The organism is Streptomyces sp. NPDC101166 (assembly GCF_044768125.1).
GTDB lineage: Bacteria > Actinomycetota > Actinomycetes > Streptomycetales > Streptomycetaceae > Streptomyces.
The window spans coordinates 79,543-92,757 of sequence record NZ_JBIWPF010000013.1 but is presented as its reverse complement, the minus strand read 5'-3'; the positions used below and the strand labels follow the sequence as shown (position 1 = coordinate 92,757).

The window sequence follows — 13,215 nt, the reverse complement described above, 5'->3', positions numbered from 1 at the left end:
GCGGCCGCCCGCCGTCACGGGGACGCCGTCAACCAGTCGTCCACTCCCGACAACAGCTTGGTGCGCACGTCCTCCGGGGCCGCCGAGGCGCGGATGGACTGGCGGGCCAGTTCCGCCAGCTCCTCGTCGGTGAAGCCCTGGTGCTGCCGGGCCAGTTCGTACTGGGCGGCCAGGCGGGAGCCGAAGAGCAGCGGGTCGTCGGCGCCCAGCGCCAACGGGACGCCCGCGTCGAACAGCGTGCGCAGCGGCACGTCCTCGGGCTTCTCGTAGACCCCCAGCGCCACGTTCGAGGCGGGGCACACCTCGCAGGTCACCCCCCGCTCCGCCAGCCGCTTCAGCAGCCGCGGGTCCTCCGCGGCCCGCACGCCGTGCCCGATGCGCGAGGCGTGCAGATCGTCCAGGCAGTCCCGCACCGACGACGGCCCCGTCAACTCGCCCCCGTGCGGCGCGGACAGCAGCCCGCCCTCCCGCGCGATGGCGAACGCCCGGTCGAAGTCACGGGCCATGCCCCGCCGTTCGTCGTTCGACAGCCCGAAACCGACGACGCCCCGGTCCGCGTACCGCACCGCGAGCCGGGCCAGGGTGCGCGCGTCCAGCGGATGCTTCATCCGGTTCGCCGCCACCAGCACCCGCATCCCGAGCCCCGTCTCCCGCGAGGCCGAGTCCACGGCGTCCAGGATGATCTCCAGCGCCGGGATCAGCCCGCCCAGCCGGGGCGCGTACGACGTCGGGTCCACCTGGATCTCCAGCCAGCCCGAGCCGTCCCGCACGTCCTCCTCGGCGGCCTCGCGCACCAGGCGCTGTATGTCCTCGGGCTCCCGGACGCATCCGCGGGCGGCGTCGTACAGACGCTGGAAGCGGAACCAGCCCCGTTCGTCCGTCGCCCGCAGCTGCGGCGGCTCCCCGCTGGTCAGGGCCTCGGCCAGCGTCTCCGGCAGGCGCACGCCGTACTTGTCGGCCAGCTCCAGCACGGTCGAGGGCCGCATCGATCCGGTGAAGTGCAGGTGCAGATGGGCTTTCGGCAGTTCAGAGACATCACGTACACGCTCCATCTGGCGATCCTGCCGTACACGGGCGCCGTTCGGACAGTCGATTCCCCGAACGTGGTCTTGCTCGCACAAAGCAGCGGGGCCCACCCGCCGCGTCCGGCGAGTGGGCCCCGTACGACGACGGGCCGACGTCAGTCGGTGGCCTCCGCCAGCAGCTTCTGGATCCGGCTCACGCCCTCGACGAGGTCCTCGTCGCCCAGCGCGTAGGACAGCCGCAGGTAGCCCGGGGTGCCGAAGGCCTCGCCCGGGACGACCGCGACCTCGGCCTCCTCCAGGATGAGCGCCGCGAGTTCGACGGTGTCCTGCGGACGCTTGCCGCGGATCTCCTTGCCGAGCAGGTCCTTCACCGACGGGTAGGCGTAGAACGCGCCCTCGGGCTCCGGGCAGAGCACTCCGTCGATCTCGTTGAGCATCCGCACGATGGTCTTGCGGCGCCGGTCGAAGGCCTCGCGCATCTTCTCGACGGCCGACAGGTCACCGGAGACGGCGGCCAGCGCGGCGACCTGGGCCACGTTGGAGACGTTCGAGGTCGCGTGCGACTGGAGGTTCGTCGCGGCCTTCACCACGTCCTTCGGGCCGATGATCCAGCCGACCCGCCAGCCGGTCATCGCGTACGTCTTGGCGACGCCGTTGACCACGACGCACTTGTCCCGCAGCTCCGGCAGGATCGCCGGAAGCGAGGTGAACGTCGCGTCGCCGTAGACCAGGTGCTCGTAGATCTCGTCCGTCATCACCCACAGACCGTGTTCCACGGCCCAGCGGCCGATCGCCTCGGCGTCCTCGGCGCTGTAGACCGCGCCGGTCGGGTTGGACGGGGAGACGAAGAGCACGACCTTCGTCTTCTCCGTGCGCGCCGCCTCCAGCTGCTCCACGCTCACCCGGTAACCGGTCGTCTCGTCCGCGACGACCTCGACCGGGACACCGCCGGCCAGCCGGATCGACTCCGGGTACGTCGTCCAGTACGGCGCCGGGACGATGACCTCGTCACCCGGGTCGAGGATCGCGGCGAACGCCTCGTAGATGGCCTGCTTGCCGCCGTTGGTGACCAGGATCTGCGACGGGTCGACCTCGTAGTTCGAGTCGCGCAGGGTCTTCGCGGCGATGGCGGCCTTCAGCTCGGGCAGACCGCCCGCCGGCGTGTAGCGGTGGTACTTGGGGTTCTTGCAGGCCTCGACGGCCGCCTCGACGATGTAGTCCGGGGTCGGGAAGTCGGGCTCGCCGGCGCCGAAGCCGATCACCGGACGTCCGGCGGCCTTCAGGGCCTTGGCCTTGGCGTCCACGGCGAGGGTGGCGGACTCGGAGATCGCGCCGACTCGGGCGGAGACCCGGCGCTCGGTGGGAGGGGTTGCAGCGCTCATGGGCCCATGGTTCCAGACCGGAAACGAGCCGGGCACGCGGGTTTCACAGACTGAACAGGTACGGGCAAACCCCTGAACATCCGTACGGATCGAAGCCGGGGTGAGGCGGTGGCCTGGGTGATCTTCCGGCCGTTTCCCGACGATCTTGCGCGGATGGCGCTCCACGGCCCGCTTTCCGTTCGACGGAGGGCCCGGGACCACGTACACTCCTACGTCGTTGGCCTTCGACAGCCGTGCCGTGACGGGTGCACACCGAGCATCCGGGTGGATGCGGTACGTTGGGGGACACACAAAGGGTCGTAGCTCAATTGGTAGAGCACTGGTCTCCAAAACCAGCGGTTGGGGGTTCGAGTCCCTCCGGCCCTGCTACACACACCGCCAGGATGTGTGCGCATGTACGTACAGCAATGCACCGCCGTGCGGCTCAGACCGGGCGCGGCACGGCCACGACCCGGGAACAGGTGAGGACGAATGGCGGATGCCGTGGGCTCCATCGACACGCCTGATGCCCAGGACGAAGCGCCTGAGACGCAGAAGGCGCGCAAGGGCGGCAAGCGCGCCAAGAAGGGCCCGCTGAAGCGGCTCGCCCTCTTCTACCGCCAGATCATCGCGGAGCTCCGCAAGGTCGTCTGGCCCACGCGGAATCAGCTGACGACGTACACGACCGTGGTGATCGTCTTCGTCGTGATCATGATCGGCCTGGTGACCGTGATTGACTATGGACTCAGCCACCTCGCCAAGTACGTCTTCGGCTGAGCCAAGAGCGAAGGGCGCCGGGTGATCGGCGCCCCTTTCGCGTGTTCCACCCCTATGTATCCAGGAAGAAGCAGCCACCGTGTCTGACCAGAACCTGAACGACGCCATCGAGCCGGACCAGGCTGACGACGAGCTCGACATCGTCGAGGGCGCTGACGAGGACCTGGACGAGTTCGAGGCTGCCGACGCCGAGGCCGGGGACCCCGCGGAGGAAGCCGCGCTGCACGTCGAGGGTGACGAAGAAGAGGGCGCCGAGGGCACCGCCGCCGACGACGAGGACGCCGAGAGCGCCGAGGCCGTCGCGGAGGACGAGGTCGAGGAGGAGCCGGCCGAGCCCGTCGACCCCATCGCCGCCCTGCGCGAGGAGCTGCGCACCCTGCCCGGCGAGTGGTACGTGATCCACACCTACGCCGGCTATGAGAACCGCGTGAAGACCAACCTGGAGCAGCGCGCCGTCTCGCTGAACGTCGAGGACTACATCTTCCAGGCCGAGGTGCCGCAGGAAGAGGTCGTCCAGATCAAGAACGGCGACCGCAAGACCATCCGCCAGAACAAGCTCCCCGGCTATGTGCTGGTGCGCATGGACCTGACGAACGAGTCCTGGGGCGTCGTCCGCAACACCCCCGGCGTCACCGGCTTCGTGGGCAACGCCTACGACCCGTACCCGCTGACCCTGGACGAGATCGTCAAGATGCTCGCCCCGGAGGCCGAGGAGAAGGCCGCCCGCGAGGCCGCCGAGGCCGAGGGCAAGCCGGCTCCGGCCCGCAAGGTCGAGGTCCAGGTGCTGGACTTCGAGGTCGGCGACTCGGTCACCGTCACGGACGGTCCGTTCGCCACGCTGCAGGCCACGATCAACGAGATCAACGCCGACTCGAAGAAGGTCAAGGGTCTCGTGGAGATCTTCGGCCGTGAGACCCCGGTCGAGCTCAGCTTCGACCAGATCCAGAAGAACTAGCTTTTTCTGGACCACCTGCCTCCGAACAGGTCAGACAGGCTGATGAGGCCGGTCTGACCTGCTCGGTTTTTGGCCGCGCATCTATACCCGCTATCGTTGTGCGGTATGCCTGCGTCCGGAGCGGCTTGTCGGCTTTCCGGACGGTGTCCCGAACGCGGGCAGGACCCGAACCGAAAGGACCCGGAGAGCAATGCCTCCCAAGAAGAAGAAGGTCACGGGGCTCATCAAGCTCCAGATCAACGCCGGTGCGGCCAACCCCGCGCCGCCGGTCGGCCCCGCGCTCGGCCAGCACGGCGTCAACATCATGGAGTTCTGCAAGGCCTACAACGCCGCGACCGAGTCGCAGCGTGGCTGGGTGATCCCGGTGGAGATCACGGTCTACGAGGACCGCTCCTTCACCTTCATCACCAAGACGCCGCCGGCCGCGAAGATGATCCTCAAGGCCGCCGGTGTCGAGAAGGGCTCGGGCGAGCCCCACAAGACCAAGGTCGCCAAGATCACCCAGGAGCAGGTCCGCGAGATCGCGCAGACCAAGCTCCCCGACCTCAACGCCAACGACCTGGACGCCGCCGCGAAGATCATCGCCGGCACCGCGCGTTCCATGGGCGTCACGGTCGAGGGCTGACCTTCTCGACCCCCGCAGCACCTTCGTAGAACTCATGCGGCCTCGGCCGCGCGTGGCAGGGCCTGCTCGGCCCGCACCACGACTCCTCAGAACACATCAGGAGCAGCAGTGAGCAAGCGCAGCAAGTCTCTCCGCGCTGCGGACGCCAAGATCGACCGGGAGAAGCAGTACGCCCCGCTCGAGGCCGTCCGTCTCGCCAAGGAGACCTCCACGACCAAGTTCGACGGCACCGTCGAGGTCGCCTTCCGCCTGGGTGTCGACCCGCGCAAGGCCGACCAGATGGTCCGTGGCACCGTGAACCTGCCGCACGGCACCGGCAAGACCGCCCGGGTCCTGGTCTTCGCGACCGGTGACCGTGCTGCGGCCGCGGAGGCCGCGGGCGCCGACATCGTCGGCTCCGACGAACTGATCGACGAGGTCGCGAAGGGCCGTCTGGACTTCGACGCCGTCGTCGCCACCCCGGACCTCATGGGCAAGGTCGGCCGCCTCGGCCGCGTGCTCGGTCCGCGTGGCCTGATGCCGAACCCGAAGACCGGCACCGTCACCCCCGACGTGGCCAAGGCCGTCACCGACATCAAGGGCGGCAAGATCGAGTTCCGTGTCGACAAGCACGCGAACCTGCACTTCATCATCGGCAAGACGTCGTTCGACGACAGCAAGCTGGTGGAGAACTACGGCGCGGCGCTGGAGGAGATCCTCCGTCTGAAGCCGTCCGCCGCCAAGGGTCGCTACATCAAGAAGGCCGCCATCTCCACCACGATGGGCCCCGGCATTCAGCTCGACCCGAACCGCACGCGCAACCTCCTCGTCGAGGAGGACCCGGCCGCTGTCTGACCGGGTGGAGCATCCGCTCACAGCGATCGGCGACGAGCCCCGCAACCTTTCGAGGTGCGGGGCTCGTCCCTTTTCCCGTGCGGGGCCCCTGGGGCGTCGGTCGGTACCCGAGTCACGACCATCGGAACCCGAGTACCGGCATCAATGTCAGTGCCGTGCGTTAGCGTGCGAGCACGGGATTCGTTGGGGGTGGGACGGATGGGGAAGTCCACGAGCGCGCGCCGCGCGGGCGTGTCGATCGTCGCGGTGGGCCTGCTGGCCGGGGTGGCCGGGTGCGGGGGGAGCGGCTCCGCAGGGGCGCGCGAGGGGTCCGGCGGGGACAGCGGGGCGTCGGGCCGAGGCGGCGCCGTCCTCAGCCCCGTCGCGGCGCTGCTCAGTGCGGAGAAGTCCACGAACGCGGCCGACTCCGCGAGGGTGGAGTCCACGACGACCATGGGCTCGCTGATGTCGGTGACGGCCGAGGGCTCCGTGGGCTGGAGCGACGGGCTCAGCGGCAGACTCACCCTCACGTACACGGGCGGCACGATGGCCGCCACCATGCGCCAGATGGGCAGCACCTCGATGGAGGCCCGCTACCTGCCCGACGCCTACTACGCGCGGATGGGCGACTCCTTCGCGGCGCAGGCCGGGGGCAAGCACTGGATCAGATACCCCTACGACGCCCTGGCGGACCTCGGGGGCGGGTCGGGCGCGTATCTGAAGGACCAGATGCAGAACTCCACGCCGAACCAGTCGGTGAAGCTGCTGCTGGCCTCCGGGGACGTGCGCCGGGTCGGCGAGGAGACGGTGCGCGGCAAGGAGACCACGCACTACTCGGGCACGCTCGATGTCGCGGACCTCGCCTCCCGCAACTCCGGCCTCAGCGCGGCCCAGCTCGCCGACCTGAAGAAGCAGCTGGAGCAGGTCGGCGTGACCACCGAGACGATCGACATCTGGGTCGACGGCGACGACCTGCTGGTCAAGAAGGTCGAGCAGGGCCGGACGACCAACGGGACGTACTCGCAGACCGTCCACTACAGCGACTACGGCGCCGACGCGTCCGTGCAGGCGCCGCCGGCGGGCGACACCGCCGAGTTCACCGAGCTGCTGCGGAAGCAGTCCTCGACCCGGTAGACGGCCCTGAAAAGCGCCCGAAACTCGCACGACGGCGAAGAGACCACCGGGATAAGGTCCCGGTTGGGTGATGGACGCGGGGGACGAACGCGTCCCGATGTCCTGGGGGGACACACATGAGCGTAACTAGAAACACCGCCGCGGCCACGGTCGTGGTCCTGATGCTCACGGGCGCGGTGGGCTGCGCGGGGGCGGGCAAGGGCGTCAAGCGGGGGGCCGAGCGGTCCGCGGCTCAGGTGCTGACGGCCGCCTACGAGAAGACGTCCGAGGCCAAGTCGGCCAAGGTCTCCATGACGATGTCGATGCCGGCCGCCATGAAGGGCGGCGGCGACATGAAGATGTCCGGGACCATGGGCTGGGACCCGGCCGTCATGGACCTGACGATGGAGAGCTCGGCGCTGGCGCAGGAACCCGGCGCCCCGGAGCGGGTACGCATGATCATGCGCGACAACGTCATGTACCTGGACATGGGGGACAAGGCGGCCGCCGAGATGGACGGCAAGCGCTGGATGAAGATGGACCTGAACGCGATGGCGGAGGCCACCGGCGATCCGGCGCTGCGCAAGCAGATGTCCTCCGGCCTGGAGAACATGAACCAGGACCCGGCGCAGCAGCTGGCCATGCTCCTCGACTCGCCCAACCTGAAGCACGTGGGCAGCGAGAAGATCGGCGGCGAGGAGGCCGAGCACTACAAGGGCACCCTCACGGTGAAGGAGATGCTGGAGGCCAACGACTCGCTGGACGTCCTCGACCCGAAGAAGCGTGCCGAGGTGCTCAAGCAGGTCGAGAAGGCCGGCATCAAGGGCTACGACACGGATGTGTGGGTCAACGGCGACGACCTGCCGGCGCGGATGGACATCGGCATGGACGCTCCGCAGGGCAAGGTCCGCATGTCGATGACCTTCTCCGACTACGGTGCCAAGGCCGAGGTCAAGGCGCCGCCGGCGGCCCAGACCTTCGACATGGCGCAGATGTTCAAGGAGATCGCGAAGGGCATCGGCGAGAGCACCGGCGACCCGGCGCTCGACAAGGAGCTCTCCGACATCGGGTCGGACCTGGACGTCTCCGGGCTGGACCCCGCGCCCGCGGCCTGACCCGTTCTCCTCACCGCGTCCCCTGACTTACTCACTCACTCACGACCGTGCGGGGAACGGATTTGCTTGACGGCGATCCGTTCCCGTACTCTTCCGGAGAAGCCAAAGACCGCTGGTCGTTGCCGTGCCCTTGCGAAAGAGCCCGGTGACCGAAGGATCCGCTGATATGCGGGCGACCCGCGCAGGTGTGAGTGGAAGTGCTCCCGGCCGCAGTCCGTCCTTCGACGGATGTCGTCCGGTCGAGCTACGCCCCGTGCGCCTGCGCCGGGGCGTTTCGTCTGTCGTAGCCCCTTCTGAGCGGTCCTCATCACCCGGAAGGAGGCCGACGCTCTATGGCAAGGCCCGACAAGGCTGCCGCGGTAGCCGAGCTGACGGAGCAGTTCCGCAGCTCGAACGCCGCTGTGCTGACCGAGTACCGGGGTCTCTCCGTGGCGCAGCTCAAGAACCTGCGCCGTTCGCTCGGTGAGAACGCCCAGTACGCCGTGGTGAAGAACACGCTGACCAAGATTGCGGCCAACGAGGCCGGGATCACGACGCTCGACGACCTGTTCAACGGTCCGACGGCGGTCGCCTTCGTCACCGGTGACCCGGTGGAGTCGGCCAAGGGTCTTCGTGACTTCGCCAAGGACAACCCCAACCTCGTCATCAAGGGCGGTGTCCTTGACGGCAAGGCGCTGTCCGCCGACGAGATCAAGAAGCTTGCGGACCTCGAGTCCCGCGAGGTTCTGCTCAGCAAGCTGGCGGGTGCCTTCAAGGGCAAGCAGTCTCAGGCTGCTCAGCTCTTCCAGGCGCTTCCCTCGAAGCTCGTCCGCACCGTGGACGCTCTTCGTGCCAAGCAGGCCGAGCAGGGCGGTGCCGAGTAACTCGGCTCGCGAAATGACCGTGGCCTCCAGGCAAGCCTGAGGCGACGGTCGTAGCGGGCCGCACGTACGCCCGCCAGACATGTACATCCGGCACCAGCCGAATTAAGTGGAAGGATCGCCCACCATGGCGAAGCTCAGCCAGGAAGACCTGCTCGCGCAGTTCGAGGAGATGACCCTCATCGAGCTCTCCGAGTTCGTGAAGGCGTTCGAGGACAAGTTCGACGTCACCGCCGCCGCCGCGGTCGCCGTCGCCGGTCCGGCCGGTCCGGCCGCCACCGCCGAGGCCGAGGAGGAGAAGGACGAGTTCGACGTCATCCTCACCGGTGCGGGCGACAAGAAGATCCAGGTCATCAAGGTCGTGCGTGAGCTGACCTCCCTGGGTCTGAAGGAGGCCAAGGACCTCGTGGACGGCGCCCCGAAGCCCGTCCTCGAGAAGGTCGCCAAGGACGCCGCCGAGAAGGCCGCCGAGTCCCTCAAGGGCGCCGGCGCCTCCGTCGAGGTCAAGTAAGCGCCGGCCCCGAGAGGGGCTGTAACGCTCACGTACCGAGGAGCGATCATCCATCTGGGTGGTCGCTCTTCGGCGTTTCCGGGGTCCGGCCACGGTTGCCTTGCACCTGAGTGCGTGAGGGGTATGGTGATCTTCGTCGTGTCGCCGGGCACCTCTGTTCGGGCAACGGTTCGGACAGGGAGTTCGAGCCGGGGGGCCTTGACGAACCGCACGCAGCGCGCAATTCTCAGGACGCGTCGTCACAACGATCCGGGTTCCGAGGCATGGATCGACGACGAAGAGGGCAGTATCACCGTGCGTTGAGGACTAGCAGACCGAGGGCGTTGAGAACAACGAGGGTCGCGAGAAACCCGCACTGGACATCAGTGTGCCAAGTGGCTACACTGACCCTTTGCGCTGCCTGTTAGCTGTCCCCTGCCCGTCACCAGGGGCATGCCCTCGCCTTAGCACCGACGACCGGATACGTCTGACCTGGCCCTTCGGCCGATCGGGCACCACCTGTCCTCCGTGCGTGGGAGAGGGGCCGGCACGCGCGTAGTGAGTCCGAGCCCTCGGAAGGACCCCCTCTTGGCCGCCTCGCGCAACGCCTCGACCGCGAATACGAACAACGGCGCCAGCACCGCCCCGCTGCGCATTTCCTTTGCAAAGATCAAGGAGCCTCTCGAGGTTCCGAACCTGCTCGCGCTGCAGACCGAGAGCTTCGACTGGCTGCTCGGCAACACCGCTTGGCAGAGTCGGGTCGAGGAGGCTCTGGAGAACGGTCAGGACGTCCCCACGAAGTCCGGGCTCGAGGAGATCTTCGAGGAGATCTCCCCGATCGAGGACTTCTCCGGGTCGATGTCCCTGACCTTCCGTGACCACCGTTTCGAGCCGCCGAAGAACTCCATCGACGAGTGCAAGGACCGCGACTTCACCTACGCCGCGCCGCTCTTCGTCACGGCCGAGTTCACCAACAACGAGACCGGCGAGATCAAGTCCCAGACGGTCTTCATGGGCGACTTCCCGCTCATGACCCACAAGGGCACCTTCGTCATCAACGGCACCGAGCGTGTCGTGGTGTCGCAGCTGGTCCGTTCGCCGGGTGTCTACTTCGACTCCTCCATCGACAAGACGTCCGACAAGGACATCTTCTCCGCCAAGGTCATCCCCTCCCGGGGCGCCTGGCTGGAGCTGGAGATCGACAAGCGCGACATGGTCGGTGTGCGCATCGACCGCAAGCGCAAGCAGTCCGTCACCGTCCTTCTGAAGGCTCTCGGCTGGACCACCGAGCAGATCCTCGAGGAGTTCGGCGAGTACGAGTCCATGCGCGCCACCCTGGAGAAGGACCACACCCAGGGCCAGGACGACGCGCTGCTCGACATCTACCGCAAGCTGCGTCCGGGCGAGCCCCCCACGCGTGAGGCCGCGCAGACGCTGCTGGAGAACCTCTACTTCAACCCCAAGCGCTACGACCTCGCCAAGGTCGGCCGCTACAAGGTCAACAAGAAGCTGGCCGGCAACGCGCCGCTCGACGCGGGCGTCCTGACGGTCGAGGACGTCATCTCGACCATCAAGTACCTGGTCAAGCTGCACGCCGGTGAGACCGAGACGGTCGGCGACAACGGTCAGACGATCGTCGTCGAGACCGACGACATCGACCACTTCGGCAACCGTCGTCTGCGCAGCGTCGGCGAGCTCATCCAGAACCAGGTCCGCACGGGTCTGGCTCGTATGGAGCGCGTCGTCCGCGAGCGCATGACGACCCAGGACGTCGAGGCGATCACGCCGCAGACCCTGATCAACATCCGGCCGGTCGTCGCCTCCATCAAGGAGTTCTTCGGCACCAGCCAGCTGTCGCAGTTCATGGACCAGAACAACCCGCTGTCCGGGCTGACGCACAAGCGTCGTCTGTCCGCGCTCGGCCCGGGTGGTCTCTCCCGTGAGCGGGCCGGCTTCGAGGTCCGTGACGTGCACCCCTCGCACTACGGCCGCATGTGCCCGATCGAGACGCCCGAAGGCCCGAACATCGGTCTGATCGGTTCGCTCGCCTCCTACGGCCGCGTCAACGCGTTCGGCTTCGTGGAGACGCCGTACCGCAAGGTCGTCGAGGGTGTCGTCACCGACGAGGTCGACTACCTGACGGCCGACGAAGAGGACCGGTTCGTCATCGCGCAGGCCAACGCCACGCTCGACGACGACCTGCGCTTCACCGAGAACCGCGTCCTGGTCCGCCGCCGTGGCGGCGAGGTCGACTACGTCCCCGGTGACGACGTGGACTACATGGACGTCTCGCCGCGCCAGATGGTGTCGGTCGCGACCGCCATGATCCCGTTCCTCGAGCACGACGACGCCAACCGTGCCCTCATGGGCGCGAACATGATGCGTCAGGCCGTGCCGCTCATCAAGAGCGAGTCCCCGCTCGTCGGCACCGGCATGGAGTACCGCTCCGCCGTCGACGCCGGCGACGTGGTCAAGGCCGAGAAGGCGGGTGTGGTCCAGGAGGTCTCCGCCGACTACATCACCACCACCAACGACGACGGCACGTACATCACGTACCGCCTGGCCAAGTTCGCCCGCTCCAACCAGGGCACCTCGGTCAACCAGAAGGTCATCGTCAACGAGGGCGACCGGATCATCGAGGGCCAGGTCCTGGCCGACGGTCCGGCCACCGAGAACGGCGAGATGGCGCTGGGCAAGAACCTGCTCGTGGCGTTCATGCCGTGGGAGGGTCACAACTACGAGGACGCGATCATCCTGTCGCAGCGCCTCGTGCAGGACGACGTCCTCTCCTCGATCCACATCGAGGAGCACGAGGTCGACGCCCGTGACACCAAGCTCGGCCCCGAGGAGATCACCCGGGACATCCCGAACGTCTCCGAGGAGGTCCTCGCCGACCTCGACGAGCGCGGCATCATCCGCATCGGCGCCGAGGTCGTCGCCGGCGACATCCTCGTCGGCAAGGTCACGCCCAAGGGCGAGACCGAGCTGACCCCGGAGGAGCGCCTGCTGCGTGCGATCTTCGGTGAGAAGGCCCGTGAGGTCCGTGACACCTCGCTGAAGGTGCCGCACGGCGAGATCGGCAAGGTCATCGGCGTCCGCGTCTTCGACCGCGAGGAGGGCGACGAGCTTCCCCCCGGTGTGAACCAGCTGGTGCGCGTCTACGTCGCGCAGAAGCGCAAGATCACCGACGGTGACAAGCTCGCCGGCCGCCACGGCAACAAGGGCGTCATCTCCAAGATCCTGCCGATCGAGGACATGCCGTTCCTTGAGGACGGCACCCCGGTCGACATCATCCTCAACCCGCTCGGCGTCCCGTCCCGAATGAACCCGGGACAGGTGCTGGAGATCCACCTCGGCTGGCTCGCCAGCCGCGGCTGGGACGTCTCCGGTCTCGCCGAGGAGTGGGCGCAGCGCCTCCAGGCGATCGGCGCCGACTCGGTCCAGCCGGGCACCAACGTCGCGACCCCGGTCTTCGACGGCGCCCGTGAGGACGAGCTGGCGGGTCTGCTGCAGCACACCATCCCCAACCGCGACGGCGAGCGCATGGTGCTCCCGTCCGGCAAGGCGCGGCTGTTCGACGGCCGTAGCGGTGAGCCGTTCCCGGACCCGATCTCGGTCGGCTACATGTACATCCTGAAGCTGCACCACCTGGTCGACGACAAGCTGCACGCCCGTTCGACCGGCCCGTACTCGATGATCACCCAGCAGCCGCTGGGTGGTAAGGCCCAGTTCGGTGGCCAGCGCTTCGGTGAGATGGAGGTGTGGGCGCTGGAGGCTTACGGCGCCGCCTACGCCCTCCAGGAGCTCCTGACCATCAAGTCCGACGACGTCACCGGCCGCGTGAAGGTCTACGAGGCCATCGTCAAGGGCGAGAACATCCCCGAGCCCGGCATCCCCGAGTCCTTCAAGGTGCTCATCAAGGAGATGCAGTCCCTGTGCCTGAACGTGGAGGTGCTGTCCAGCGACGGCATGTCCATCGAGATGCGCGACACCGACGAGGACGTCTTCCGCGCTGCGGAGGAGCTTGGCATCGACCTGTCCCGGCGCGAGCCGAGCAGCGTCGAAGAGGTCTGACGGGAGT

General features: G+C 67.8%; 11 protein-coding genes and 1 tRNA gene. 10 read left to right on the top strand and 2 right to left on the bottom strand.

Annotation, left to right across the window (positions count from 1 at the left end; all coding sequences use genetic code 11):
• Window positions 1–14: 14 nt before the first annotated feature.
• A complete protein-coding gene (locus ACIRS4_RS23380; RefSeq protein WP_404199087.1) occupies window positions 15–1,052 on the bottom strand; it encodes an adenosine deaminase in 1,038 nt (345 codons plus the stop codon).
• A 128-nt stretch (window positions 1,053–1,180) separates the two neighbouring features.
• Window positions 1,181–2,407, bottom strand: a complete 1,227-nt coding sequence (locus ACIRS4_RS23375) for a pyridoxal phosphate-dependent aminotransferase (RefSeq protein WP_404199084.1) — start codon at window positions 2,405–2,407, stop codon at window positions 1,181–1,183.
• Window positions 2,408–2,700: 293 nt separating this feature from the next.
• Between ACIRS4_RS23375 and ACIRS4_RS23370 the strand changes: the two genes are divergently transcribed.
• From ACIRS4_RS23370 to rpoB, 10 genes are all read left to right on the top strand, one after another.
• Window positions 2,701–2,773 (top strand) — tRNA-Trp (locus tag ACIRS4_RS23370).
• A 105-nt stretch (window positions 2,774–2,878) separates the two neighbouring features.
• Window positions 2,879–3,163 (top strand): preprotein translocase subunit SecE, encoded by a 285-nt coding sequence (gene secE / locus ACIRS4_RS23365; protein WP_404199082.1) that lies wholly within the window; start codon window positions 2,879–2,881, stop codon window positions 3,161–3,163.
• A gap of 79 nt (window positions 3,164–3,242) precedes the next feature.
• Window positions 3,243–4,118: a transcription termination/antitermination protein NusG gene (nusG, locus tag ACIRS4_RS23360; protein ID WP_404199079.1), complete on the top strand. Its 876-nt coding sequence runs from the start codon at window positions 3,243–3,245 to the stop codon at window positions 4,116–4,118.
• A 190-nt stretch (window positions 4,119–4,308) separates the two neighbouring features.
• A complete protein-coding gene (gene rplK, locus ACIRS4_RS23355; RefSeq protein WP_130441023.1) occupies window positions 4,309–4,743 on the top strand; it encodes a 50S ribosomal protein L11 in 435 nt (144 codons plus the stop codon).
• A 108-nt stretch (window positions 4,744–4,851) separates the two neighbouring features.
• Window positions 4,852–5,577, top strand: coding sequence for a 50S ribosomal protein L1 (gene rplA, locus ACIRS4_RS23350; RefSeq protein WP_130441025.1), 726 nt, complete (start codon window positions 4,852–4,854; stop codon window positions 5,575–5,577).
• Window positions 5,578–5,775: 198 nt separating this feature from the next.
• Window positions 5,776–6,690, top strand: coding sequence for a hypothetical protein (locus ACIRS4_RS23345; protein ID WP_404199076.1), 915 nt, complete (start codon window positions 5,776–5,778; stop codon window positions 6,688–6,690).
• Window positions 6,691–6,806: 116 nt separating this feature from the next.
• The gene (locus ACIRS4_RS23340) at window positions 6,807–7,784 is read left to right on the top strand and encodes a hypothetical protein (RefSeq protein ID WP_404199074.1); all 978 of its coding nucleotides are present in this window, start codon (window positions 6,807–6,809) and stop codon (window positions 7,782–7,784) included.
• A 332-nt stretch (window positions 7,785–8,116) separates the two neighbouring features.
• Window positions 8,117–8,647 (top strand): 50S ribosomal protein L10, encoded by a 531-nt coding sequence (rplJ, locus tag ACIRS4_RS23335; protein WP_130441031.1) that lies wholly within the window; start codon window positions 8,117–8,119, stop codon window positions 8,645–8,647.
• Window positions 8,648–8,771: 124 nt separating this feature from the next.
• The gene (gene rplL, locus ACIRS4_RS23330) at window positions 8,772–9,155 is read left to right on the top strand and encodes a 50S ribosomal protein L7/L12 (RefSeq protein ID WP_358798442.1); all 384 of its coding nucleotides are present in this window, start codon (window positions 8,772–8,774) and stop codon (window positions 9,153–9,155) included.
• Window positions 9,156–9,722: 567 nt separating this feature from the next.
• Window positions 9,723–13,208 (top strand): DNA-directed RNA polymerase subunit beta, encoded by a 3,486-nt coding sequence (gene rpoB / locus ACIRS4_RS23325; protein WP_404199071.1) that lies wholly within the window; start codon window positions 9,723–9,725, stop codon window positions 13,206–13,208.
• Window positions 13,209–13,215 lie beyond the last annotated feature (7 nt).